Origin of the sequence: Streptomyces sp. NBC_00510, from assembly GCA_036013505.1 — a bacterium.
GTDB lineage: Bacteria > Actinomycetota > Actinomycetes > Streptomycetales > Streptomycetaceae > Actinacidiphila.
The window spans coordinates 8,162,674-8,185,212 of sequence record CP107851.1; the positions used below are offsets into that span (position 1 = coordinate 8,162,674).

The following is a 22,539-nucleotide window of genomic DNA, read 5'->3' on the forward strand; positions in this document are numbered from 1 at the left end:
CCCCGGTGAGGCCGTCGCGTGACGACCTCACCCCCTAGGACAACCGGGAGGCACCAGAGGTTGCGGAACGACCGGTACGGGAAAGGGAAGTGGCGGACCGTCAGCCGCGCGCGGCGCCGTCCAGGGCCTCGCGGACGATGCGCACGGCCTCCTCCGTGTCGGCCCGCGACACGTCCAGGTGGAAGACGAAGCGCAGCCGCCCGGGGTAGCCGGCGCAGTGCAGCCCGCGCCGCGCGAGGCGCTCCTGCACCTCCTCGGCGGACAGCCCCGGCGCCGGCTCGGCGAAGACCATGTTGGTCTGCGAGTCGCCCACGACCAGACCCGGCACGCCCTTGATCCCCTCCGCGAACAGCGCCGCGTTCGCGTGGTCCTCGGCGAGCCGCGCCACCTGGTGCTCCAGCGCGTACAGCGCGCCCGCCGCAACGATGCCCGCCTGCCGCATCCCGCCGCCGAGCGCCTTGCGCCAGCGCAGCGCCCGCGCCACGAACTCCCGGCTGCCCAGCAGCGCGGAGCCGACCGGTGCGCCCAGACCCTTGCTGAAGCAGACCGAGACGCTGTCGAAGTGGCCGGCGATCAGCCGCGCCTGCTCGTACGGGTCGCCGCCCGCGGCAACCGCCGCGTTGAACAGCCGGGCCCCGTCGAGGTGCGTGGCGAGCCCGTGCTCACGCGCCAGCCCGGTCGCGGCCCGCAGGTAGTCCGTGGGGACGACCCGGCCGCCGATGGTGTTCTCCAGGCACAGCAGCCGGGTGCGCGGGAAGTGCGGGTCGTCGGGCTTCACCGCGGCCGCGATGTCGGCCGGGTCCAGCGTCCCGTCCGCCCGGTGGGGCAGCGGCTGCGGCTGGATCCCGCCGAGCACGGCACCGCCGCCGCCCTCCCAGCGGTACACGTGCGCCGACTGCCCGGCGATGTACTCGTCACCGCGGCCGCAGTGCGTCAGCAGCGCGCACAGGTTGCTCTGCGTCCCGGACGAGACGAACAACGCGGCCTCGAAGCCGAGCCGCTCCGCGATCCGGTCCTGGAGTGCGCCCACGGTCGGGTCGTCGGCGAAGACGTCGTCGCCCACCACGGCCTCCGCCATGGCGCGGCGCATGTCCGCGCCGGGCCGTGTGACGGTGTCGCTGCGCAGGTCGATGACCCGTCCGGGCTGCTCATCGGTGACATCAGTGATCGGCATGCGTTCACCCTGCCATGCCCGCCCTTCGGTAGGATCGTCGGGTGAATTGCTACTGGCACGTCGTCCTTCCGCCGCTGTGCGCCTGACCGGGCGCACTCACTGACGACTCGGACCGCCACCCCCGGCAGGCCGCCCGGCCGCCAGGGGCAGGTGCGGTGCGCCCGTTCCGGATCCGCTTCCACCGATTCGTGACGAAAGGCCACCCCCGTGCCGGACCGCACCCCCTCCCTCGCCCCCGCACGCCCGCTCGCGCCCGCTGCCGCCCCCCGGCCGCGGTTCGTCCAGGGCGCGCTGCCGATCCTCGCCGCCGCCCTGCTGTGGGGCACCACCGGCACCGCCGCGTCCTTCGCGCCCGCCGGCGCCCCGCCCGCCGCGGTCGGCGGCGCCGGGCTCACCCTCGGCGGGCTCCTGCTCCTGGCCGGCGCCAGGGGCGCACGGACCCTGCTGCGCGCCGCGGGGCGCGGGGGAGGGGCGCTGCTCGCCGTCGGTGCCCTCGCCGTCGCCGGTTACCCGCTCTCCTTCTACCCGGCGGTCTCCCGTACCGGGGTCGCCGTGGCCACCGTCATCGCCCTGGGCAGCGCGCCCGTCTTCACCGGGCTGCTGGCCTGGGCGGTGGGCCTGCACCGCCCGAGCCGCCGGTGGGCCGCCGCGACGGCCGTGGCCGTCCTCGGCTGCGGGCTGCTGGTGCTCGGCGGCGCGGACGCCGGTCCCGCCGCGCGCACGGACGCCGCGGGGGTGGCACTGGCGGCCCTGGCCGGGCTCTCGTACGCGGTGTACTCCCTGGTCGGCGGGCACTTCATCGGACGCGGGCAGGCACCGGGCGCCGTGATGGGAGTGCTCTTCGGTTCCGCCGGTCTGCTGACCCTCCCGGTGGTGCTCGCCGCGGGAGTGGTGTGGCTCGGCGCGCCGCGCGGCGCCGGGGTGGTCCTGCACCTGGCGGTGCTGACGACCTTCCTGGCCTACCGGCTGTTCGGGCGCGGACTGCGGCACACACCGGCCTCGGCCGCGACCACGCTCACCCTCGCCGAGCCCGCCGTCGCCGCCCTGCTCGGGGTGGCCGTCCTCGGGGAGCGGCCCACACCGCTGTCCTGGGCGGGACTGGCCGTCCTCGTCCTCGCCCTGGCGGTGCTGTCCCGCAGGGATCGCTGACGGACGGACGGGCGGACGGCGCGGGCCCGCGCCGGCGGTTCACTTGGGCGGGATGTCGTCCGTGCGCTCGCCCTCCGCCTGGGAGGGGGTCGTCCGGGGCACGTCCGGGTGGATCTCCATCGTGCTTCGCTCGGCGTCGTCGTAGATCCGTTCGCCCTCCGCCTGGGAGGGGGTCTCCGCGTAGAGGTACGGATCGGCGTCCGAGGAATTGGACTTCATGGCGGACCTCCTACGGTCGCTGCCTCCATCCTGCTCCCTCAGGCCCGGCGGGGCGAGACCAGGAGGAACGCCCGCCGCCGGCGGTCGTGGTGGAGGGTGCACTGCCAGCCGTACGCCTCCAGGACGCCCTGGCACCGGGCCAGCTCGGCCTCGGCGGTGCCGGGGGCGTCCCCGGCGGGGGAGTGCCAGGACACCTCGGCGACCCCGCTCTGGGCGGCGGGCGCGACGGCGTAGCCGGCGGCCGGGGGCCGCCCGGCGGTGTCGCGCGCGGACGGTGGCCGTCCGGCCGCCTCCAGGGCCAGGGCCACCGCGTGGACGTGGCGCTCGCGTTCCCAGGGCGCGGGCCGCGTGGTGTCGCCGTCCTGCAGGACGCGGCGGATCTCCAGCAGCCCCGACCAGGCCGATGCGACCTCGGCGGCGCGACCGGGGGCGGCGGCGCCCGTGCCGTGCCCGTCGTCGGCCGCGAAGCCGCGCTCGGCGGGCCCGGTGCGAGGTTCCGGCTCCGTCCGTGGCGTCGCCCCGGCCTCCGGGTGGGGGAGTTCTACGCGGGCCAGTTCCGAGCGCACCCGGCGGCCCTCCTGGGTGAGGTACCAGGCGCCGGTGCGGCCGTACCGCACGGCGAGGCCCTGCCTGGCCAGCGCCGCGCAGGTCGGTTCGCGCGCGCCCAGCTGCCCGGTGTTGGCGTCGGACTCCAGCAGGGCTCGGCGCTGCACGGCGGTCAGGGTCATGCGACGACCCTATGAGCCGGACGCGGGGACCTGGAATGCCCTACACTCGAATTCGAGCAGTTGTTCGAACGAGGTGGAGGCGGGCAGACCATGGTCGAGGCCGAGCCGCACCAGGACCCCGGGCCCTGCGTGCTCTACATCCGCTGCGGCGGGACCGACCCGGCGACACTCGCGGCGCTGGCCGGGCTCGTCGGCCGGTTCACCCCTGTCGTCCGCGCCGAGCCGCCGGACGCGGTCGTGGCCGACGTGCGTTCCGCGGTGAGCTTCTACGGGCTGCTGCCCGAGCAGCTCGCCCTCATGATCAGCACCCGGGCCTCCGCCCTGTACGACGTGGGCCTCACGATCGGCGTCGCCGGGAGCCGCACGGTCGCCGCCATGGCCGCGTACGACGTCCTGGTCGGCCGGATCCGGGCCGTCGACTCCGACCCGCGGGCCGTCGCCGACTTCCTGCGCGCCAAGCCGGTCACGGCGCTCCCCGGGATCACGGCGGAGGCCGTCCGTGCACTGGTCGCAGCCGGGCTGGACACCGTCGGCAGGGTCGCCGCCGCGCCGCTGCCCGACGTCCAGGCGATCCTCGGCGCCGCTCCCGGGCGCGGCGTGTGGGAACGCGCGCACGGTCTCGACCCCGCCCCGATCACCCCCGGGCACCCGCCCGGTTCGCTCGCCGCCGACCGCCTGTTCACCGCCGACGCCACCGACCGGGGCGCGCTGAGCCGGGCCGTCCTCGAACTCGGGCTCGGCCTCGGTGACCGGCTGCGCAGCACCGGCCGCACCGCCACCGGGCTCACCCTGACCGTGCGGCTCGCCGGCGGCTCGTCCGTCAGCCGCAGCCGCACCCTGCCGGAGCCCACCTCCGACCCCGGCGAACTCGCCGAGGCCGCCTACGCCATGCACGAGGCCCTCGGCCCGCACGGCGACCCCGTGCGCGCAGTGGCCCTGCGGGCCGAGGGGCTGTCCGCCGCCGACCCGCGGCGGTCCCGCCCCGTGCCGGTGGGGGCGGTCCGGGGACGGGCCGTGCTGCCGTCGACCTTCGCCGATCCGCCCGCGCCCGGCCCCGCTCAGGAGGAGCGCCGGCTGTCCTCGTGAAGCGCCTCCAGCACGGCGGCCATCACCTCCGCGCCGTCCAGCGGACGCGGCAGCGGGCCGCGCCGGGCTCGCGCCATGTCCGCGAAGCACGCGTCGCACACGGCGAGCGGGAGGTGGCGGATGCCGCAGTCGCGGACGGTGTCGTCCTCCCGCCCGCAGACATCGCACCCCGAGGATGTCGCCATGTGTTCGATGGTGCCCCGTCCCGGCGATTCGCGACAGGGCGCGACCGATTGGCGACGTGCCGTCAGCAACCCCTCGGCCGTGGGTACTTGAGCTGGTCCGGGTCTGCGTCCTGAGCACGGGCAGAGCGCCGGTTGCGAGGTGGGAGGGACGGGATGAGGGTGGGAAGGGGGAACATCCGATCGAGATCCGAACGGAGCTTCTCATGCAAGCGAGGAAGACCGAACTGTACGCGCGGGACCTGACGGAAGCGCGCTGGGTCAAGAGCAGCAAGAGCCCCTACCGGACGGACTGCGTCGAGGTGGCGGAGCTCGCCGGCGGAGCCGTCGCGATCCGCGACTCGAACAACCGGGACCTCCCACCGCTGCGGTTCACCGCGCAGGAGTGGACGGCGTTCCGGGAGGGTGTGCGCGAGGGCGAGTTCGGCTAGGGCCCATCACGTCCCACCCGGCTTGACGGGCCGGCCCGCCGGGGCCGATCGACCGCCCCGGTGAGCGGGCCCGCCAGGCCCGGGATCGCCGACGGCTCCGTTGCCCGGGGCAACGGGCCGCACCTCGATGGTCGCGCGGGGCCAGGGGTCGGAGTGAGGGCGAGGAGGGAACCTCCGCACGAACCTCGAACGGAGGTTCTCATGCGAGCGAGCAAAGCCGACCTCTACGCGCGGGACCTGAGGGAAGCGCGCTGGGTCAAGAGCAGCAAGAGCGGCTATCTGCCGGAGTGCGTCGAGGTGGCGGACCTCGGCGGTGGAGCCGTGGCCATCCGTGATTCCGAGAACAGGGATTTGCCGCCCCTGCGGTTCACCGCACAGGAGTGGACGGCGTTCCGGGAGGGTGTGCGCGAGGGCGAGTTCGGTTAGCACCCGGCACGTTCCTCGGCGCTGGGCGCTGGGCGCTGGGCGCTGGGCGCTCGGCGGGCCGGCGGACCGGCCCGCCGAACCGTGTCAGCCGTCGCCCAGCACCCGGAGCGTCTGGGCCCGCAGCGCGCACGCGACCGTGCCCTCGCGGGTGCGCCGCAGCTGTGGTTCCGTCGCCGGGTGCCGCCCGGAGATCAGGTCGACGATGCGGTACGCCGTCTCCTCGTCCTCCGCGGCGATGCACACCAGGACCGTGCCGCGGCCCGCCTCCTGCTCCGCCATGGGCGCCTCCTCCGTCGTAGAGCCATCCCCGTGGACGCCTGCGAAGACCGCGCGGCCCCCGCCGCGGTTCTGCGCCCGGCGCCGGTTCACCCGCACGAAGCACCTCGGGGTGCGCGGGGCTTACGATGAGGGGCCGGCAGCCCGTACCCGGAGAGGAAGCCTTGGCCAAGCAACGGATTCCGGTCGTCGTCATCGCGGGATTCCTGGGCTCGGGAAAGACCACGCTCCTCAACCACCTCCTGCGCAACAGCGGTGGTACCCGCATCGGCGCGATCGTCAACGACTTCGGCAGCATCAACATCGACGCGCTCTCCGTCGCCGGCCAGGTCGACTCCATGGTCGCCCTCGACAACGGCTGCCTGTGCTGTGCCGTGGACGCCACGGAGATGGACGACATGCTCGCCAGGCTCTCCCGTCCGCAGGCCCGCATCGACGTCATCGTCATCGAGGCGAGCGGTCTCGCCGAGCCCCAGGGCATGATCCGGCTGCTGCTGGCCAGCACCGACACCGCCATCACCTACGGCGGGCTGGTCGAGGTCGTCGACGCCGCCGAGTACGAGGCGGTACGCGCCCGGCACCCCGAACTCGACCGCCATGTGCGGGCCGCCGACCTCGTCGTCCTCAACAAGACCGACCGCGTCGGCGCCGCCGGCCGGGAACGGGTCCGCGAAGCACTGGCCGCCGTGGCCCCCGGGACGCCCCTGGTCGAGGCCGCCCACGGCCGTGTGGACCCCGCCCTGCTCTTCGAGCCCCGGCCGCGCGCGGTCGACGGCACGGCCGCCCGCCAGCTGTCGTTCGACGAGCTGTACGCGGACGACGGGCACGAGCACCACGCGGACGGCGACCACACCGGCCATCTCCACGCGGCCTACGACAGCGTGGAGTTCACCTCCGAGGCGCCGCTGCACCCGCGCCGGCTGATGGAGTTCCTCGACGGCAGGCCCGCGGGCCTGTACCGGATGAAGGGCTTCCTGCGTTTCGCCGCCGCAGCCCACGAGCAGAAGTACACCCTGCACTCCGTCGGCGGCTTCCTGCGCTTCCTGCCGTCCGGCTGGTCCCGGGGCGAGTCCCGCGCCACCCGGCTGGTGATGATCGGTGCGGGGCTCGACGCGGACGCCCTGCGCAAGGGCCTCGACGCCTGCGTCGCCGCCCCGGGCGAGGAACTGCCCGCCGACGCCATGCTCGGCGTCCTGCGCTACGTCCGTCCCTGACGCCCCCTGCCCGGTACCGCCCGCCGGGCGGCGGCGCAGCCGCACAGCACGGCGACGGTGAACGGGACCATGGTCGCCAGGACCGCCGTCGCCCGCGCCCCGGGACCGCGGTCCGTGGCCATGTGCGTCCCCCACGTCGTCCGCACCACGCCCACCACCTGCCCCGGGCTGCCCGCGTGGCGCACCTTCACGGGCTCCGGTGACGGATCCCGGCCCGTGACGGCCCCCAGCGGGACGCCCGTGCACTGCATGGGGGCGCGGCCGCGTTCGGGGCGCTGCTCGCACTCGGTCAGCAGCACCCGCACCTCGCGGCCGATCACCCCGGTCTCGTACGCGCCGTGGGCCGCGGTGAAGGCGGTCACCGCCAGCAGGAACACGGTCAGCAGCGACCACGCCACGGCCGGAGCCGCGGCGGCGCCCCGGGCGCGCCGCTGGGTGATCACACCCTCAGCGTAGGACGGACCGGCTCAGTCGAAGGCGACCACCAGCCGGACGCCGTCCGGCCCGAAGCGGCCCGCGAGGGCCTCCATCACGGCGAAGACATGGGGCCGGTGCGTGCCCTCGCCCAGGACCAGGCCCGCGGTCAGCGGCTCGTAACGGCATTCCCCCGCCGGCCCGCTCCAGGTGAACCCGCCCGTGGCGCCGTCCAGTTCGGGCGGCCGCGGCCCCAAGGCCGCGACCACGTCCGGCGGCCACACGGCCGGTACGAAACACCGGTCGGGCGGTCCCGGCTGCGACGGCCGCCACCACGTCACCCGGCCCACGAAGTGCTCGGGGACGGCAGCCCGGTCGGCGGCGGCGTGCTCGGCCCAGGTGACCCAGCCGGCCCCGTCCATCGCCCCGGACTCCACCCACGGCGCGAGCCCCTCGCGGAAGCGGCCGGACAGGTCCTCCGGCGGGCCCCGGCCCGCCGCGAGAGGGCGGAACCCGAGGGTGTTGCGCACCCCGAAGAGGAAGCCGAAGGAGGCGTGGTCGACCTCGTCGTGCAGCAGCCACAGGTCCATCGCGCCGACCCGGGGTTCGCCGTCGTGGAACTCCGTACCTGCCGGCGGATGGCGGGCTCGACGCCGGCGTAGATGTCCGTTCCCACGGCTCCGCACCGTACAAGCGTCCGGGGGAAGGCGCGCGCCGATTGCCTGCCGCGACGACGGGGCCTGCCGGGATCACAGGGCTCATCGGCCGCGCAGGGCCCCGGCCGTCGTGCCCGTGCGGTCGCGGAGCAGGACGCGCAGGGTGTTGGCGTGCTCGTAGCCCACGCGGCGGGCGACGACCTCGACGGGGAGGTCGGTGGTGCGCAGCAGGTGCGTGGCCTGTTCGACGCGCAGGTCCTGCACGAAACGGACCGGGGACACGCCCAGGACCCGCCGCACGGCCCGCTGCAGGGTCCGCTCACCGACCCCCAGGGCGCGGGCCGCCTCGGCGATGCTGATCGGCTCCTCCAGACGCAGCCGCACCCAGCGCTCGAAGCCGGCCACCGTCGGATCGGCCTGGGCCAGGGCGCTGGGGATGGTGTACGCCGACTGCGACGGGCGCTCGTCCACCACCAGGTAGCGGGCGACCAGATCGGCCAGTGCCGGGCTGGACATGCGCACCACCGCCAGCGCCAGGTCGACGTGGCCGAAGGCCGCGCCCGCCGTCGTGACGCCGTCGCAACTGGTCACCATGCGGGTCTCGTCGACCGTGACGGCCGGGTAGCGCTGCCGGAAGACCGGGGCCAGCCACCAGCTGGTCGTGGCGCGCTGCCCGTCCAGCACCCCGGACTCGGCGAGCAGGAAGGTGCCCGTGCACGCCGAGGCGACGGGCCTGCCGCGCTCGCGCGTGGCCGCCACCAGACGGCGCACCGCGGCCGTGCCGGGCCCCGAGACGCGCTCCACGAGGGCGTCCGGCCGGCGCTCCGCGAGTGCCGGGACGAGCAGCAGATCCGCGCTGGCGGCCTCGCCGGCCGGTGACGTCGCCACCGTGTGCCCGGCGCCGGTGCGGACCCGGCGGCGCGGGCCGACCGTCGTCACGTTCCAGGCGGGCGGCGGCTGCGGGAGCTCGCCGCGCATCGCGTTGGCCGCCTCGAGGACGTCGAGGACCGCCGAGAGACCGGAGTCGAACACACCGTCGTACGCCACCACTGCCACGTCCATGACGGAAACGGTATCGAACGCGTCGTTTCCGACGCTGGGGGGAGTGGTGCCGCGCGGCATAGGTTTCCGGTGTCCGGCCGGACGACGTCCACCACCGCACGACCACCGAGACGGAGCACACGATGACGAAGATCGGTCTGCTGGCCCGCATCGAGGCCAGGCCCGAGCACGCGGAGGAGGTCGCGGCCATGCTGCGCGACGCACTGGCGGCGGCCCGGGAGGAGGAGCACACCGTCACCTGGTTCGCGTTCCGCGAGGACGCCACCACCTTCGGGGTCTTCGACACCTTCGAGGACGAGGCGGGGCGCGCCGACCACCTGTCGGGCCGCATCGCCGCCGCCCTGGCGGAGGCGGCGAAGACGACGCTCGGCTCGCCGCCGGACATCCGCCCGGTGGACGTCCTGGCGGCCAAGCTGCCCTGACGCCCATCGGCGCCCCGGACCGTGGGAAGGAACAGGTCATGAGCGAGACCGAGCCCAGCACCACCGTCGTCAACCTCAAGGGCCACCGCGACGACCCCGCGTACGCGGACGTCGTCTACGTGGGCCGCCCGACGCACCGCGGCGGCTGGCACCTGGCCGGCTCCCCGCTGGCCAGCCCCTACCGCCCGGGGCCGGACGGCACCCGCCAGGAGGTCCTCGACAAGTACCGCGAACACCTGCTGGGCCGCCCCGACCTGCTCGCGATGCTGCCCGCGCTGCGCGGGCGCAGGCTGGGCTGCTGGTGCCTGCCCGAGCCGTGCCACGCGCAGGTCATCGCGGAACTCGCCGACGCGTCCTGACCCCCGTCCCGCCGGGTACCGCCGGCCGGACGCGTGTCCCGATCCGAGGGTCGCACGTCCGTCCGGCATCCGGCGGGGACCGCCGCCGCGTCCGACGATGGATCCAACGGCACCGGGCGGCCCGCCCGGACGCCGCCGGAACCGGAAACCTGTCAGGAGATTCGACGTGGCTGAAATCATCGCGGACATCGAGGTGCCCGGCACCCTGCTCGTGACGGAGGCGACCGAACTGGTGCGCAAGGCCGCCGACCCGGTGGTCTTCCACCACTCCCGCCGGGTGTACTTCTGGGCGTCGATGCGCGGCCGCAACCGCGGGTGGGACTTCGACCCCGAGCTGCTGTACGTCGGCGCCCTCTTCCACGACCTCGGACTGACCGACACCTACGCCCGTACCGACCAGCGCTTCGAGATCGACGGCGCCGACGAGGCCCGCCGCTTCCTGCTGGAGCACGACGTCGCCGAGGACCGCGCGCGGGTGGTGTGGGAGGCGATCGCCCTGCACACCACGCCGGAGATCCCGTGGCACATGGCGCCCGAGATCGCCCTGGTCACCTCGGGCGTCGAGGTCGACGTCCTCGGCTTCGGGTACGACGAGATCACGCCCGAGGAGCGCGAGGCGGTCGTCGCCGTCCACCCGCGGCCCGACTTCAAGAACAACATCCTCAAGGAGTTCACCCACGGCATCGCGCCGCGCCCCGGCACGACGTTCGGCAACGTCAAGGCCGACGTCCTGGAGCGCTTCGTACCGGGCTTCGTCCGCGGGAACTTCGTGGACACCATCCTGCAGTCGCCCTGGGCGGAGTGATCCGGCCGGAGGCGGCCACGGCGGCCGGGGTGGCCGGGGCGGGCCCGCCCCTCACCCCTCCCGGGTGCCGTGCGGCCGGGTGGTGCGGAAGCGGTCGCGGTACGCCCCCGGGCTGACGCCCAGACGGCGCCGGAACGCCCGGCGCATCGTCTCCTCCGACCCGAAACCGCTGCGCCGGGCCACCACGTCGAGGGCGTCGTCGCCCGCCTCCAGCAGCGCCTGCGCGGCCTCGACCCGGACGCGTTCGACGTACTCCGAGGCCGTGCCGCCCGTCTCGGTGCGGAACAGCCGGGTCAGATGACGTGAACTCACCCCCGCCCGCGCCGCCAGCGCGGGCAGGCCGTGGTCCCCCGAGGGATCGGCGGCCACCTGGTCGAGCACCTCGCGGAGCACCGAGTGCGCGGGGTGCCTCGGGCTCTGCCGCACGCTGAACTGCGACTGGCCGCCCGGCCGCGCCATGAAGACGACCAGGAACTTGGCGGCCCTGCGGGCGATGTCCGGCCCGAGGTCGGACTCGACCAGGGACAGCGTCAGGTCGATCCCGGCGCTGATGCCCGCCGAGGTGATGAACCGGCCGTCCCGTACGAAGATCGCGTCGTCGTCCACCTCCACCTTCGGGTAGCGGGCGGCGAGGTCGCCCGCCAGCCGCCAGTGCGTCGCCGCCCGCCGTCCGTCCAGCAGCCCTGTCGCGGCAAGTGGGAAAGCGCCGGCGCAGACGGAGGCGACGGTGCGGGAGCGGTCCGCGAGCCGGGTGATGCCCTCCACGAGCGCGGTGTCGGAGACCGCCGCCCACCAGTCGGGACGCCCGGGGATGACGAGGGTGTCGACCGGGAAGTCCACCTCGCCCAGCGACAGGTCCGGCATGAGCCGCAGCCCCGCGGTGGTGGTCACGGGCCCGCCGTCCGGCGAGACGGTGCTCATCACGTAGTGGGCGCCGTACTCGTTCGCCGCCGCGTACACGTCCAGCGGACCGGTCACGTCCATCAGCTGCAGCCCGTCGAACAGCAGCACCAGGACGCGGTGCGGCGGGACGGCGGGGGCGGTCCCGGAGGGCTTGTGCGGGTTCACGCGGGGCGTCACTCTCGTTCCTCGGGGTGCGGGCCGGCGTCCGGCGGGAGTGGCGCCGGCACCCATGTGGCTCGCCTCCCGGGGACGTTGGGCCGGCCCGGTCCTGTCCGGTCCGTCATTGTCGCCCACGCGCGTGCGCCTACGACGCCGGGCTGGTGACCCCCGCGACGGACCGCTGGAGCGGGGCGAGGTGCCGCGTGGTCACCACGCGGCGGCCGCGCTCGTCGTCGTGGATGCACGTGGACCCGGCCAGCCGGCGCACGATCTCCAGCCCGCGGCCGTGCTCGTCCGGCGGGGTGCTGTCGAGGGAGGTCCCGTCGTGGTGCCGGGCAGCGCCGCTGTCGGTGACGGTGATGACCAGACCGTCGTCGTGCATGCACAGCCGGACCGACATCTGCGCCCTGCCGTGGCGCGCGGCGTTCGCCGCGAGCTCGTCGACGATCAGTTCGGCGGCGATGCGGTCCTCCGCGGTCAGTCCCCACAGCCCCAGCAACTCGGACGTGAAGTGCCGCGCGGCGCCCACGTAGGCGGGCTCCGCCGGCTGCACGAGTTCCGCCGAGCGGTTGGGGGTGGTGTCACCGCACATGACGTGTGGGCCCTTCATGGCTGAGGCCGCGGTCCCGGCGACCGCGGGGTCGCCCCACCGGCCACGCCGCCTTGCGGCACACCGCGACGTCGGCCTCCCTTCCGGCCGCCGTGCCGGGCGCCGCTCCCGTCCCCCCGCGCGGATAGCGTGGACGTGTGCGTCTTCTTGTGATGTCCGATACACACCTGCCCAAACGTGCCAAGGAGCTTCCGGCCGAACTACTCGACCGGATTCCCGAGGCCGACGCGGTCCTCCACGCCGGCGACTGGGTCGACGCGGCGACCCTCGACCTGCTGCAGGCGCGGTCCCGCCGGGTGATCGGCGTGTACGGCAACAACGACGGCGCCGAGCTGCGCGCGCGGCTGCCCGAGGTCGCCCGGGCGGAGCTGGGCGGACTGCGCTTCGGGGTGGTGCACGACAGCGGCCCGGCCCAGGGGCGCGAACGCCGCTGCGAGGAGCGCTTCCCCGACCTGGACGTCCTGGTCTTCGGGCACAGCCACATCCCCTGGGACAGCACGGCGCCGGGCGGGCTGCGGCTGCTCAACCCCGGATCGCCGACCGACCGCAGGCGTCAGCCGTACGGCACCTACCTCACCGCCGAGGCGGCCGGAGGCGCGCTGACCCAGGTGCGGCTGCACGAACTGCCGCGACGCTGACCCGCGCGGCGACGGTCCGGCTCAGTGCTCGAGCGCCGGGTCGCCGGCCGGCCGGACCGCGCCCGAGGGCCCGGAGACCCTGATCGCCCCGGGAGCCTGCGCGGCCTCCGCCTCCCGCTCCTGCGTCCCGGGGGCGACGTCCGCGGGCGGCAGCAGCGCCATGACCGCCTGGCGGTGCCCGTCGCTGGCGTCCTCGTCGAAGGGGTCCGGGGTCGCCGGCACCTGCACCCGGAGCACCGGCCCCGAGCCCAGCCGCACGTAGCCGCGGCCCGGCGGCACCTCCGCGGCGGACGTGGAGCACTGCGGCGCGCCGAGCACCGCCTGGGTCTGCTCCGCGGTGACCGCGCCCAGCAGCACCCGGGCCCTGGTCTGGGCGATGACGACCGGGGAGAGCGCCTCGGCGCCGTCGAGGTGGTCGGCGACGACGACGGTCACCCCGGCCGCGCGGCCGTGCCGCAGCGGGATGTCCAGCAGCTCCTGCGGGTCGGGGCGGCTCTCGGCGTGCGCGAGCTGGCTGAGCACGGTCGGCCGGTCGACGAGGATCCACAAGGGGCGTCGTACGTCGTCAGGGGCGGTACGTCCCGCCTGCCGGGCCCGGTTGACGGCGATCAGACGGCGCTCGGTCTCGTGCGCCGCCCACTCCAGGGTGGCCAGCGTGCCCGCGAGGCCGCTCTCGACGGCCATCACGCCGGGCCGTCCGGTCAGGCACGCGTACTCGCCGGTCCCGCTGCCGTCCACGACCACGAGGTCGCCCTCCGGCAGCACCTGGAGCGCGATGGAGCGCAGCAGCGTGGTGGTGCCCGTGCCGGGCTGGCCGAGGGCGAGCAGGTGCGGCTCGGTGGAGCGCGGGCCGGTGCGCCACACGACCGGGGGCGCGTCCCTGACCTCCTCGCCGTCCTCGACCGGGACGGTGCGCTGCACCGCCTCGGGGTCGGTGAAGCCGAGCACCGTCTCGCCCGGGGAGGTGACGAAACGCTGTGCGGCGATGCCCGTGGGCAGCGGGGGGAGTGCGGTGAGGGTGAGGTGGTTCTCCTCCTCGTTCCACTCGAAGCGGTACTCGCGGCCGCGCCCCACCTTGGCGTGCAGCACGTGCTCGACGCGGGCCCTGGCCGTGGCCTCGCCGTCGGTGAAGTAGGCGGGGTACTTGAGGTGCAGGCGGACCAGCCGCCCGTCCTCGAAGACGTGGTCGCCGAAGGCGTTCTCCCAGCTGCCGTCGTGGGCGTAGATCGGGCTGGGGTCGTCGGCGACGGACAGGTACGGCACCAGGGCCTCGTACAGCGCGGTCAGCCGGTCGCTCTCCGCGCCGCTCGGTCCGGTCGGGGCGGGTGTGCGGTCCCGGCCCATCCAGCCGGCGGAACCCATCCAGGCGGCGACCATCAGGTAGGCACCGTAGGGCAGCAGGACCAGGACGAGGAACCCGGCTCCCACGGAGGCCATCAGCGCCGGTCCGCGCCGGTCCTTGGGCGTGCTGCCCCACCAATCGCGCGCCCAGCCGGCCTGGCGGCGCAGCCCGCGCGCGATGACGAAGAGCGGGTGGAGGACGTCCGTGGTGCTGTCGACGGCGGCCCGCGCGAGCTCACGGCCGCGGGTGAGCGAGGGGCGGCTGCTCAGGAGTGCGGAGAGGGGACGCCGGACCACGGGGAGCTCCAGAGGATCGTTGCGGGGACGGTACGACGGAACGGAACGGGAAGGGCCCGGTGCGGAGCGGCGCCGGGCCCGGTGGATCGGCCGTGCGGACGGCCGCGCTAGAACTTGATCCCGCCCAGGAGGCTCGCCAGGCTCGCCCCGCCGGCCTTGATGCTCGGGGCGATGGCGGTGCCCGCGAGGTAGAAGCCGAAGAGGGCGCAGACGAGCGCGTGGGACGCCTTGAGTCCGTCCTTGCGGAAGAACAGGAAGACGATGATGCCGAGCAGGACGACGCCTGAGATGGACAGGATCATGGGGGCTACTCCTGTGTGATGGGGACTGTCACCATGAGTTGTTCCAGAATTACAGATAGTAATATGTTCTGAAAAGAGGCAAATGGGTGATTTGTAGGGAAGTTCACCTGTTCAGCTTCGCTGAACTGTTTCTTCCGGGGTGATCCTCGCCGGTCGTCCGGCGTGTCATGTGGCAGGCCCCGCCGACGGAGCATCGAAGTCGCCCGTTCGAGTGATCAAAATCGTTAAGCTTCGGCCATGGCTTCTCGTGCGGTCCGCGCCCCCCGTGCCGGCGCGCACCGGCAGCACGCCCGGCAAGGCCAGGGCGGTAGGGGCCGCTTAGGGTGGATCACAAGCGGTTCCGCCCGCGCACGGCGAGCAGCCACGCCTAGTGAGGAACGATGAGCGAGCCGACCCCGCAGAACGACCCGGCCCAGGACCCCGAAGTCCTGCGACTCGCCGCCGAACTCTTCGACCTCGCCCGCCGGGGAGGCACGGAGACCCTGACGGCGTACGTGGACGCCGGCGTGCCGGCCAACCTCACCAACGACAAGGGCGACACCCTCCTGATGCTGGCCGCGTACCACGGTCACGCCGTCACCGTGGCCGCGCTCCTGCAGCACGGTGCCGACCCCGACCGCGCCAACGACCGCGGCCAGACGCCGCTGGCCGGTGCCGTCTTCAAGGGCGAGGACGAGGTGGTCCGCGTCCTCGTCGACGGCGGCGCCGACCCCGCCGCCGGCACCCCCTCGGCCATCGACACCGCCCGCATGTTCGGCCAGGACGCGCTCCTGGAACTCTTCGGCGCCGCATGACCCCCGGGCGCGCCACGACCACCGCCGCACCCACGATGAAGAGAAGTGGACCCATGACGGAAACCGACAGCTGGAACAATCCGCTGCGCGATCCATCCGACCGGCGGCTGCCGCGCATCGCGGGCCCGTCCGGGCTGGTGATCTTCGGTGTGACGGGCGACCTGTCCCGCAAGAAGCTGATGCCTGCCGTGTACGACCTGGCCAACCGCGGGCTGCTGCCGCCGGGCTTCTCGCTCGTCGGCTTCGCGCGCCGCGACTGGGCGGACGAGGACTTCGCGCAGGTCGTCCACGACGCGGTCAAGGAGCACGCGCGCACCCCCTTCCGCGAGGAGGTCTGGACGGAGCTGGCCGCCGGAATGCGCTTCGTGCCCGGCGACTTCGGCGACGACGACGCCTTCGACGCTCTCCGTGCGACCGTGGAGGAACTGGACAAGGCCCGGGGCACCAGCGGCAACTTCGCCTTCTACCTCTCGGTGCCGCCCAAGTTCTTCCCGAGCGTGGTCCAGCAGCTGAAGAAGCACGGGCTGTCCGATCCTCCCGAGGGCTCCTGGCGACGCGCCGTCATCGAGAAGCCCTTCGGTCACGACCTGGCCAGCGCCCAGGAGCTCAACCGGGTCGTCCACCAGGTCTTCCCGCCCGCCGAGGTCTTTCGGATCGACCACTACCTGGGCAAGGAGACCGTCCAGAACATCCTGGCGCTGCGCTTCGCCAACACGATGTTCGAGCCGCTGTGGAACCGCTCCTACGTCGACCACGTGCAGATCACGATGGCCGAGGACATCGGCATCGGCGGTCGCGCGGGCTACTACGACGGGATCGGCGCCGCGCGCGACGTCATCCAGAACCACCTGCTCCAACTCCTGGCGCTGACCGCCATGGAGGAGCCCGCCTCCTTTGAGGCCAAGTCGCTGGTGCAGGAGAAGCTCAAGGTCCTCCAAGCCGTCCGGCACCCCGACGACCTGGGCGCGCACACCGTGCGCGGGCAGTACGCGCACGGCTGGCAGGGCGGGGAGGAGGTGCTCGGGTACCTGGAGGAGGACGGCATCGACGCCAAGTCCAAGACCGACACCTACGCCGCCATCAAGCTGGCCATCGACAACCGCCGCTGGGCGGGCGTCCCCTTCTACCTGCGTACCGGCAAGCGCCTGGGCCGCCGCGTCACCGAGATCGCGGTCGTCTTCCAGCGCGCCCCGCACTCCCCGTTCGACAACACCGCGACCGAGGAGCTCGGGCAGAACGCCCTGGTCATCCGGGTCCAGCCGGACGAGGGCGTGACGATCAGGTTCGGCTCGAAGGTGCCGGGCACCTCGATGGAGATCCGGGACGTGACGATGGACTTCGCCTACGGCGAGTCCTTCACCGAGTCCAGCCCGGAGGCCTACGAACGGCTGATCCTGGACGTCCTGCTCGGCGACGCCAACCTCTTCCCCCGGCACCAGGAGGTCGAGGAGTCCTGGCGGATCCTCGACCCGATCGAGGAGTACTGGGACCGGCACGGCAAGCCCGAGCAGTACACCGCCGGTACCTGGGGTCCGAAGGCGGCGGACGAGATGCTCGCACGAGACGGCAGGAGCTGGCGCCGGCCATGAACATCGATCTGACCGAGACGACCTCAAGCAAGATCAATTCGGCGCTGATCAAGGCGCGCCGGGCCATCGGCAGTCCGGCCGTCGGCATGGTGCTGACCCTGGTCATCGTCACCGACGAGGGCAACCACTACGACGCCCTCAAGGCCGCCTCCGACGCCTCGCGCGAGCACCCCTCGCGCATCCTGGTTGTCATCAAGCGCCCCGGCCGCTCCCCCCGGGACCGGCGCAGCGCCCGCCTCGACGCCGAGGTACGCGTCGGCGGCGAGTCCGGCACCGGCGAGACCGTCCTGCTCCGCCTCCACGGCGAACTCGCCGACCACGCCCACAGCGTGGTCCTGCCGCTGCTGCTGCCCGACGCCCCCGTGGTGGTGTGGTGGCCGGTCGACGCACCCGCCAACCCCGCCGCCGACCCCCTCGGCGCGCTGGCGCAGCGCCGGATCACCGACGCGTACGCCGTCGAGCATCCACTGGAGGAGCTGAAGACCCGTGCCGCCGGCTACACCCCCGGCGACACCGACCTCGCCTGGACCCGGCTCACGCCCTGGCGGTCCATGCTCGCCGCCGCGCTCGACCAGGCCCGGGCCACCGTCATCTCGGCCGCCGTCGAGAGCGAGGCCGACAACCCCAGCGCCGAACTCCTCGCCCGCTGGCTCGGCAACCGGCTGCGGGTACCGGTCGAGCGCGTCGTCACCGACGGCCCGGTCGTCACCGCGGTCCGGCTGAGCACCGCGGACGGCGACATCCACATCGACCGCCCCGAGGGCCCGCTGGCCAACCTCACCATCCCCGGACAGCCCAGCCGGCACCTCGCACTGAAGGTCCGGTCGACCGCCGAGCTCATCGCCGAGGAGCTGCGTCGGCTCGACCCCGACGAGATGTACGCCGCCTCGCTGCGCCGCACCGACGCGGCGGAGCCGCCCCGTCCGGCGAAGACCACCGCGCGGAGCAGCAAGAAGCGGCCCACCCCGGCCAGCGCGGAGGCCGCCAAGTAGACCGACTGCCGCAGCAGTACGCCGGGGGCGGTGCACACCGCCTGCAGGAGCAGCATCGCGGCCGTGGTGAACAGGTAGCAGACCACGACCGTCAGCGCCGACTCCAGGTGCGCCCGCCACCCGGCGCGGCCCCCGCCGAAGGTGAAGCGCGCGTGCAACTCGGTGGCCAGCACCGTCGAGGCCACGGTCACCACCGCGTTCGCCAGGGCGAACGGCACCGGTCCCGACAGCGCCATCAGCACTGCGGAGGACGCCAGCCCCACACCGCCGCCGCACACGGCGAAGCGCACGAACGCCGCCGGCTCGGAAGGTACGGGGTCCGCGGTGCGGGGGCGACGGGCGGCGGCGGGAGGGGCGGATCGGTCGGCGCTGACGGTGTCCATGCCCGAACACTGCCCGCCCCCGCTGACAGGGCGCTGACCGCGCGCTGACACGCCACCCGCACGGGCCCGACGCCCCGCCGACCTACGGCCGTTCCCGGGTCAGGACAGGGCGAACGGGCCTTCCGTGGCCTTGCGGTGCTGCATGGCCGTCAGCTTGCGGACGAACAGGATGGCGAGGACCGCGGCGAGGATGTCCACGCCGTCCACGGCGATGGCGAAGCCGGCGGCGTCGCGGAGGTCGTCCGCGTAGCGCGAGCTCTCGTCGAACAGGCCCCCCGAGAGCCGGCCCAGCACGGAGGAGGCTATCCACGCCGCCCACCAGTAGGAGACCGGGCCCGAGTCGGCGGGCCGCAGGCGGCCGTCCTGCGTCGTCTGGGAGCTTGCGACCCAGGTCTCGCGGGCGACCTTGGAGGGGATCCAGAGGTTGCCGATGGGGATGAACCAGCCGCCGATCGCCCACCCGCGGCCCTTCTCGAACCCGTTGGGAGCGAACACCTCGCCGTTGGAGCGGACCCGGTGGAACCAGACGATGAAGACGACGGCCGTCGCCACCAGGGCGAGGAGTTGCAGGACGGCGGCGCTACCCGTCCACAGGTCCGAGCGGTTCAGCGCGGACGGGTCGACGGTGGCGAGCTCGTCGGCGACCGCCGTGCCCATGAGGGCGTAGCGACCGGCCTCCGCGGCGATGGCGAGCACATCGACCGCGATCACCAGCGACAGCAGTACCGTCACCGCGGTCGCCAGACCCAGTGGCGAACGGAGCACGGCGGTGGTCGCCGGAGGCCCGGCGGGTACGGGGTACGGGGCGCCGGGCGGCGGCCCGACAGGGTTGAGCGACATGGAATCCCCCCCAGGGACACAACATGGAGACGTGCCCGTCGAGCGGCGGGCAGGAGGACATTACGGCAGGAGATCTTGGTCAGTCCACATCATTGAGCCGCGCCCGCGCGCCTTCGGCCCGGTCACGCCGGCGGCGTGGGGGAACGGCGTGCCAGCTGCCGGTTTCCGCAAGGGAAACGGGGTCGCCGGGGAGGCTGTTCGCGTAAGTAATGCGAGGGTAATGCGAGGGTCGAGACTTCCTCGTCCCCAGGTCCCACGGCTCCCGGGGTCCGGCCTGGGGTGCACCTGCGAGCCCGGTGACACACCGCGCCTCCACCAGTGTCGACACTCCTGCCACTGTGCGCGGGACCGGCCGGCGGACCCTACTGCACGGCTCTGACCAGGCGATATGCCGTACCGGTGAAGACGGCGAAGGGAAGCGGCGAGCACACTGTGATGACACCTTGTGGGTAGACATCGAGTGTATAGACAGCGTGTATATTCACTGCATGTTCTTCGACCCGCTCCGACGCCCGTTCGCGCCGCCCCCGCCGCAGGCCGCGTCCCGCAACCGCCGAGCCGTCACGCTCGACGGCATACCGTGCCCAGGGAGCCCCGCATGAACCGTGACGGTGCCGGGGCCGCGCCGGGGCGGTTCCGTTCGGCGCTGGGAGATCTGTGGCTCGGCGTGCGGCTGGCGGGCTCCGGGGGCCGCGAGGGGTGGATCCGCACGGCGCTGACCGCGGTGGGCGTCGGGCTCGGGGTGGCTCTGCTGTTCCTCGCCGCAGCGGTGCCGAACGTCCTCGACGCCCGTGCGGAGCGCGGGCACGCGCGCGAGACGCCGAACTTCGAGAGCGAGGTGTCGGTGCGGCGCGCGGAGACGACGTTCCTCTGGTACGACGCGAGCACCGAGTACCGTGGCGAGGCCGTCGGCGGGCAGTTGCTGCGCCCGGACGGTCCCGGTGCTCCGCCGCCGCCGGGTGTGGCGCGGATTCCCGGGCCGGGGGAGATGGCGGTCTCGCCCGCTCTGCGCGAGCTGCTGGGCTCGTCGTCCGGGGCCCTGCTCAAGGAGCGGCTCGGTTACCGGATCACGGGGACCATCGCGGACCGGGGTCTGCTCCAACCGGGGGAGCTGCGCTTCTACGCGGGGAGTGCCACGCTCACCAGGAGCGGGGGTGCGATCAGGTCCGCAGGGTACGGCCATGACCCCGGCTCGGGGCGGTTCGATCCGCAGCTGGTGGTCCTGGTCGCTTTGATCTGTGTCGTCCTGCTGGTGCCGGTGGGCGTCTTCATCGGTACGGCCGTCCGGTTCGGCGGGGACCGCAGGGACCGCAGGCTGGCCGCGTTGCGGCTGGTCGGTGCGGATGTCGGGATGACCCGGCGGATCGCGGCGGGCGAGGCGCTGTTCGGCGCCGTGCTGGGTCTGCTGGTCGGTACGGGGGTGTTCCTGGGGGCGCGCCGGCTGGCGGGGTCGGTGCGGTTGTGGGGCGTGAGTGCCTTTCCCGCCGACGTCGCCCCTGACCTGCTGCTGGCGGGTCTGATCGTGGTGGCGATCCTGGTGGGGGCGGTTGCGGTCACCCTGTCGGCGCTGCGTTCGGTGGCGATCGAGCCGTTGGGGGTCGTGCGGCATGCCACGTTGCGGCCGCGCCGGTTGTGGTGGCGGCTGGTGAGCCCTGTGGCCGGTGTCGGCGTGCTGTCGGTGACGGGGTCGGCGGACGGGGAGTTGGGGTCGGGTGGTGTGTATCCGGTCGCGCTGGGTGCGGTGCTGGTCCTGGTGGGGTTGACCGGGCTGTTGCCGTGGCTGGTGGAGGCCGTGGTGAGGCGGCTGCGCGGGGGGCCGGTCGCGTGGCAGCTCGCGGTGCGCCGGTTGCAGTTGAGCAGTGGGACGGCGTCGCGGGCGGTGAGCGGCATCACCGTGGCGGTGGCCGGTGCGATCGCGCTGCAGATGGTGTTCGGCGGCATGCAGGAGGACTTCGCCTCGCCGTCCGCTCCGAAGGCGGGGCGTGGGTCTTCCGCCCCTGCCGATGTCGTCCGTGCGGATTTCCGGGTTGCCGCGGCTTCGGAGAGCGTGGGCGATCCGGTCCTGGCGGAGCGGATGGCCGAGGAGTTCCGGCGGGTCAAGGGCGTGCGGCGGGTGGTCGCCACGGTGGAGGCGTATGTGAGTCGTGCGGATGCGGGTGGTGGGCCGGGGTCCGTGACCACGTTGACGGTGGGCAGTTGTGCGACGTTGCGTTCGCTGGCCTCGTTGTCCTCGTGCCGCGACGGTGATGCCTTTGTGGCTCGCCGGCCGGGTGGGTCGCGGCGGGCCCGGGAGGCGAACCTCCTCACCGATGAGGCTGCCCGGCCGGGTGGGCGGATCGATCTCGACGGCGTTTCGGAGGGCGTTTCGGAGGGCGAGTTGTGGACGTTGCCGGTGACGGCTCGGGCGGTGGTGGCGGTCCGGGATCCGGTGGGCGAGGTCCATGACGGCATCCTGGTCACTCCGGGGGCGCTGGGCGGGCACCGGTTGCCGCAGGCGTCGACGTTCGCGTCCGTCGCGATCGACCGCCGGGTTCCCGACGCGGCGGAGTACCTGCGCAATGCCGCGGCGCGGGTGGATCCGATGCTGCGGGTGGGCGGGCTGGTGAACGTGCAGCGTGACCGGCAGTACTCCAGTGTGCAGACGGGTCTGCGGGTCGGCGGGACGTTGACGGTGGTGTTGATCGCGGCGGGGATGCTGGTGGCGCAGATCGAGCAGTTGAGGGAGCGCCGGCGTCTGCTGTCGGTGCTGGTGGCCTTCGGTACGCGGCGCAGGACGTTGGCGTGGTCGGTGCTGTGGCAGACGGCGGTGCCGGTGCTGGCGGGTACGGTCGTGGCGATCGTGGGAGGGCTGGTCCTGGGGCGGGCGATGCTGGGCGTCGTGGTGAAGCCGGTGCGGGACTGGTGGGTGTTCCTGCCGTATGCCGGGATCGGTGCGGTGGCGGTCCTGGTGGTGACGGTGCTGAGCCTTCCGCCGTTGTGGCGGATGATGCGGGCGGACGGGCTGCGTACGGAGTGAGGGTGTGTGCCGCCGGTCCGCTGTGCGGGCCGGCGGTTGGCAAGTGGGGTCGGTAAAAGGGCTGTTGACGTG

At 73.8% G+C, this 22,539-nt stretch carries 26 protein-coding genes and 1 pseudogene; 13 read left to right on the top strand and 14 right to left on the bottom strand.

What is annotated here, in order from left to right; all coding sequences use genetic code 11:
- Window positions 1-100: 100 nt before the first annotated feature.
- A complete protein-coding gene (gene ltaE, locus OG937_36960) occupies window positions 101-1,174 on the bottom strand; it encodes a low-specificity L-threonine aldolase (protein WUD76896.1) in 1,074 nt (357 codons plus the stop codon).
- Between the two features lie 207 nt (window positions 1,175-1,381).
- On the opposite strand from ltaE, the gene OG937_36965 reads away from it, so the two are divergent.
- A complete protein-coding gene (locus OG937_36965) occupies window positions 1,382-2,323 on the top strand; it encodes a DMT family transporter (GenBank protein WUD76897.1) in 942 nt (313 codons plus the stop codon).
- Window positions 2,324-2,362: 39 nt separating this feature from the next.
- Here the strand turns inward: OG937_36965 and OG937_36970 are convergent, their stop codons facing one another.
- Both OG937_36970 and OG937_36975 read right to left on the bottom strand, forming a co-directional pair.
- On the bottom strand, window positions 2,363-2,542 hold the full coding sequence (locus OG937_36970; protein ID WUD76898.1) for a hypothetical protein: 180 nt from the start codon (window positions 2,540-2,542) through the stop codon (window positions 2,363-2,365).
- A 38-nt stretch (window positions 2,543-2,580) separates the two neighbouring features.
- Window positions 2,581-3,270 (bottom strand): hypothetical protein, encoded by a 690-nt coding sequence (locus OG937_36975; GenBank protein ID WUD76899.1) that lies wholly within the window; start codon window positions 3,268-3,270, stop codon window positions 2,581-2,583.
- Window positions 3,271-3,360: 90 nt separating this feature from the next.
- Between OG937_36975 and OG937_36980 the strand changes: the two genes are divergently transcribed.
- On the top strand, window positions 3,361-4,356 hold the full coding sequence (locus tag OG937_36980) for a hypothetical protein (protein WUD76900.1): 996 nt from the start codon (window positions 3,361-3,363) through the stop codon (window positions 4,354-4,356).
- Here the strand turns inward: OG937_36980 and OG937_36985 are convergent.
- Window positions 4,329-4,541, bottom strand: a complete 213-nt coding sequence (locus tag OG937_36985; GenBank protein WUD76901.1) for a hypothetical protein — start codon at window positions 4,539-4,541, stop codon at window positions 4,329-4,331. The genes OG937_36980 and OG937_36985 overlap by 28 nt on opposite strands.
- Before the next feature lie 203 nt (window positions 4,542-4,744).
- Here OG937_36985 and OG937_36990 point away from each other — a divergent pair, with 203 nt between their 5' ends.
- Together OG937_36990 and OG937_36995 are read left to right on the top strand one after the other, a co-directional pair.
- Window positions 4,745-4,969, top strand: coding sequence for a DUF397 domain-containing protein (locus tag OG937_36990; protein ID WUD76902.1), 225 nt, complete (start codon window positions 4,745-4,747; stop codon window positions 4,967-4,969).
- A gap of 201 nt (window positions 4,970-5,170) precedes the next feature.
- Complete coding sequence (locus OG937_36995; protein ID WUD76903.1) at window positions 5,171-5,395, top strand: DUF397 domain-containing protein; 225 nt, start codon at window positions 5,171-5,173, stop codon at window positions 5,393-5,395.
- An 84-nt stretch (window positions 5,396-5,479) separates the two neighbouring features.
- Here the strand turns inward: OG937_36995 and OG937_37000 are convergent, their stop codons facing one another.
- Entirely contained in the window at window positions 5,480-5,674 is a 195-nt protein-coding gene (locus OG937_37000; GenBank protein ID WUD76904.1) for a DUF3906 family protein, read from the bottom strand.
- A 161-nt stretch (window positions 5,675-5,835) separates the two neighbouring features.
- Here OG937_37000 and OG937_37005 point away from each other — a divergent pair, with 161 nt between their 5' ends.
- Complete coding sequence (locus tag OG937_37005; GenBank protein ID WUD76905.1) at window positions 5,836-6,885, top strand: GTP-binding protein; 1,050 nt, start codon at window positions 5,836-5,838, stop codon at window positions 6,883-6,885.
- Here OG937_37005 and OG937_37010 read toward each other — a convergent pair.
- The 3 genes from OG937_37010 to OG937_37020 form a co-directional block, all read right to left on the bottom strand.
- Window positions 6,870-7,328, bottom strand: a complete 459-nt coding sequence (locus OG937_37010) for a hypothetical protein (protein ID WUD76906.1) — start codon at window positions 7,326-7,328, stop codon at window positions 6,870-6,872. The genes OG937_37005 and OG937_37010 overlap by 16 nt on opposite strands.
- A gap of 24 nt (window positions 7,329-7,352) precedes the next feature.
- Window positions 7,353-7,889, bottom strand: coding sequence for a hypothetical protein (locus OG937_37015; GenBank protein ID WUD76907.1), 537 nt, complete (start codon window positions 7,887-7,889; stop codon window positions 7,353-7,355).
- A 168-nt stretch (window positions 7,890-8,057) separates the two neighbouring features.
- Window positions 8,058-9,017, bottom strand: coding sequence for a helix-turn-helix domain-containing protein (locus OG937_37020; protein ID WUD76908.1), 960 nt, complete (start codon window positions 9,015-9,017; stop codon window positions 8,058-8,060).
- A gap of 122 nt (window positions 9,018-9,139) precedes the next feature.
- Between OG937_37020 and OG937_37025 the strand changes: the two genes are divergently transcribed.
- From OG937_37025 to OG937_37035, 3 genes are all read left to right on the top strand, one after another.
- Complete coding sequence (locus OG937_37025; protein WUD76909.1) at window positions 9,140-9,439, top strand: antibiotic biosynthesis monooxygenase; 300 nt, start codon at window positions 9,140-9,142, stop codon at window positions 9,437-9,439.
- Between the two features lie 38 nt (window positions 9,440-9,477).
- Window positions 9,478-9,798 carry a DUF4326 domain-containing protein gene (locus OG937_37030; protein WUD76910.1) on the top strand — a complete coding sequence of 107 codons (321 nt, stop codon included), beginning with the start codon at window positions 9,478-9,480 and terminating at the stop codon, window positions 9,796-9,798.
- Between the two features lie 166 nt (window positions 9,799-9,964).
- Window positions 9,965-10,603, top strand: coding sequence for an HD domain-containing protein (locus OG937_37035; protein ID WUD76911.1), 639 nt, complete (start codon window positions 9,965-9,967; stop codon window positions 10,601-10,603).
- Between the two features lie 51 nt (window positions 10,604-10,654).
- Here OG937_37035 and OG937_37040 read toward each other — a convergent pair whose 3' ends face one another.
- A complete protein-coding gene (locus tag OG937_37040) occupies window positions 10,655-11,683 on the bottom strand; it encodes a GlxA family transcriptional regulator (protein ID WUD76912.1) in 1,029 nt (342 codons plus the stop codon).
- 127 nt (window positions 11,684-11,810) lie between these two features.
- Complete coding sequence (locus tag OG937_37045) at window positions 11,811-12,257, bottom strand: ATP-binding protein (protein ID WUD76913.1); 447 nt, start codon at window positions 12,255-12,257, stop codon at window positions 11,811-11,813.
- Between the two features lie 155 nt (window positions 12,258-12,412).
- Between OG937_37045 and OG937_37050 the strand changes: the two genes are divergently transcribed.
- A complete protein-coding gene (locus tag OG937_37050; GenBank protein WUD76914.1) occupies window positions 12,413-12,913 on the top strand; it encodes a metallophosphoesterase in 501 nt (166 codons plus the stop codon).
- A 21-nt stretch (window positions 12,914-12,934) separates the two neighbouring features.
- Here OG937_37050 and OG937_37055 read toward each other — a convergent pair whose 3' ends face one another.
- Both OG937_37055 and OG937_37060 read right to left on the bottom strand, forming a co-directional pair.
- Window positions 12,935-14,551 carry a hypothetical protein gene (locus OG937_37055; protein ID WUD76915.1) on the bottom strand — a complete coding sequence of 539 codons (1,617 nt, stop codon included), beginning with the start codon at window positions 14,549-14,551 and terminating at the stop codon, window positions 12,935-12,937.
- A 107-nt stretch (window positions 14,552-14,658) separates the two neighbouring features.
- Window positions 14,659-14,853 carry a hypothetical protein gene (locus OG937_37060; GenBank protein ID WUD76916.1) on the bottom strand — a complete coding sequence of 65 codons (195 nt, stop codon included), beginning with the start codon at window positions 14,851-14,853 and terminating at the stop codon, window positions 14,659-14,661.
- 380 nt (window positions 14,854-15,233) lie between these two features.
- Here OG937_37060 and OG937_37065 point away from each other — a divergent pair, with 380 nt between their 5' ends.
- Genes OG937_37065 through opcA form a run of 3 tightly spaced genes read left to right on the top strand, consistent with a single transcriptional unit; the run spans window position 15,234 to window position 18,228 of the window.
- A complete protein-coding gene (locus OG937_37065; GenBank protein ID WUD76917.1) occupies window positions 15,234-15,647 on the top strand; it encodes an ankyrin repeat domain-containing protein in 414 nt (137 codons plus the stop codon).
- Window positions 15,648-15,700: 53 nt separating this feature from the next.
- Window positions 15,701-17,236, top strand: a complete 1,536-nt coding sequence (gene zwf / locus OG937_37070) for a glucose-6-phosphate dehydrogenase (protein WUD76918.1) — start codon at window positions 15,701-15,703, stop codon at window positions 17,234-17,236.
- Window positions 17,233-18,228, top strand: coding sequence for a glucose-6-phosphate dehydrogenase assembly protein OpcA (gene opcA, locus OG937_37075; GenBank protein WUD76919.1), 996 nt, complete (start codon window positions 17,233-17,235; stop codon window positions 18,226-18,228). Before zwf ends, opcA begins: the two co-directional genes overlap by 4 nt.
- Here opcA and OG937_37080 read toward each other — a convergent pair.
- Both OG937_37080 and OG937_37085 read right to left on the bottom strand, forming a co-directional pair.
- Window positions 18,162-18,518, bottom strand: a pseudogene (locus tag OG937_37080) (hypothetical protein). The gene opcA and the pseudogene OG937_37080 sit on opposite strands and share 67 nt — an antisense overlap.
- Before the next feature lie 192 nt (window positions 18,519-18,710).
- A complete protein-coding gene (locus OG937_37085; GenBank protein ID WUD76920.1) occupies window positions 18,711-19,451 on the bottom strand; it encodes a DUF4328 domain-containing protein in 741 nt (246 codons plus the stop codon).
- 724 nt (window positions 19,452-20,175) lie between these two features.
- On the opposite strand from OG937_37085, the gene OG937_37090 reads away from it, so the two are divergent.
- Window positions 20,176-22,467, top strand: coding sequence for an ABC transporter permease (locus tag OG937_37090; GenBank protein ID WUD76921.1), 2,292 nt, complete (start codon window positions 20,176-20,178; stop codon window positions 22,465-22,467).
- The last annotated feature ends 72 nt before the right edge of the window (window positions 22,468-22,539 follow it).

Excerpts from the sequence above, each read along its gene's own strand:
- OG937_37045 (WUD76913.1), bottom strand. The coding sequence starts at position 12,257 with ATGTGCGGTGACACCACCCCCAACCGCTCGGCGGAACTCGTGCAGCCG.
- OG937_36990 (WUD76902.1), top strand. The coding sequence starts at position 4,745 with ATGCAAGCGAGGAAGACCGAACTGTACGCGCGGGACCTGACGGAAGCG.
- OG937_37060 (WUD76916.1), bottom strand. The coding sequence starts at position 14,853 with ATGATCCTGTCCATCTCAGGCGTCGTCCTGCTCGGCATCATCGTCTTC.
- OG937_37025 (WUD76909.1), top strand. The coding sequence starts at position 9,140 with ATGACGAAGATCGGTCTGCTGGCCCGCATCGAGGCCAGGCCCGAGCAC.
- OG937_36975 (WUD76899.1), bottom strand. The coding sequence starts at position 3,270 with ATGACCCTGACCGCCGTGCAGCGCCGAGCCCTGCTGGAGTCCGACGCC.
- OG937_37015 (WUD76907.1), bottom strand. The coding sequence starts at position 7,889 with ATGGACCTGTGGCTGCTGCACGACGAGGTCGACCACGCCTCCTTCGGC.
- OG937_37000 (WUD76904.1), bottom strand. The coding sequence starts at position 5,674 with ATGGCGGAGCAGGAGGCGGGCCGCGGCACGGTCCTGGTGTGCATCGCC.
- OG937_37085 (WUD76920.1), bottom strand. The coding sequence starts at position 19,451 with ATGTCGCTCAACCCTGTCGGGCCGCCGCCCGGCGCCCCGTACCCCGTA.
- OG937_37030 (WUD76910.1), top strand. The coding sequence starts at position 9,478 with ATGAGCGAGACCGAGCCCAGCACCACCGTCGTCAACCTCAAGGGCCAC.
- OG937_36995 (WUD76903.1), top strand. The coding sequence starts at position 5,171 with ATGCGAGCGAGCAAAGCCGACCTCTACGCGCGGGACCTGAGGGAAGCG.
- ltaE (WUD76896.1), bottom strand. The coding sequence starts at position 1,174 with ATGCCGATCACTGATGTCACCGATGAGCAGCCCGGACGGGTCATCGAC.
- OG937_36985 (WUD76901.1), bottom strand. The coding sequence starts at position 4,541 with ATGGCGACATCCTCGGGGTGCGATGTCTGCGGGCGGGAGGACGACACC.
- opcA (WUD76919.1), top strand. The coding sequence starts at position 17,233 with ATGAACATCGATCTGACCGAGACGACCTCAAGCAAGATCAATTCGGCG.
- OG937_36980 (WUD76900.1), top strand. The coding sequence starts at position 3,361 with ATGGTCGAGGCCGAGCCGCACCAGGACCCCGGGCCCTGCGTGCTCTAC.
- zwf (WUD76918.1), top strand. The coding sequence starts at position 15,701 with ATGACGGAAACCGACAGCTGGAACAATCCGCTGCGCGATCCATCCGAC.
- OG937_37020 (WUD76908.1), bottom strand. The coding sequence starts at position 9,017 with ATGGACGTGGCAGTGGTGGCGTACGACGGTGTGTTCGACTCCGGTCTC.
- OG937_36970 (WUD76898.1), bottom strand. The coding sequence starts at position 2,542 with ATGAAGTCCAATTCCTCGGACGCCGATCCGTACCTCTACGCGGAGACC.
- OG937_37065 (WUD76917.1), top strand. The coding sequence starts at position 15,234 with ATGAGCGAGCCGACCCCGCAGAACGACCCGGCCCAGGACCCCGAAGTC.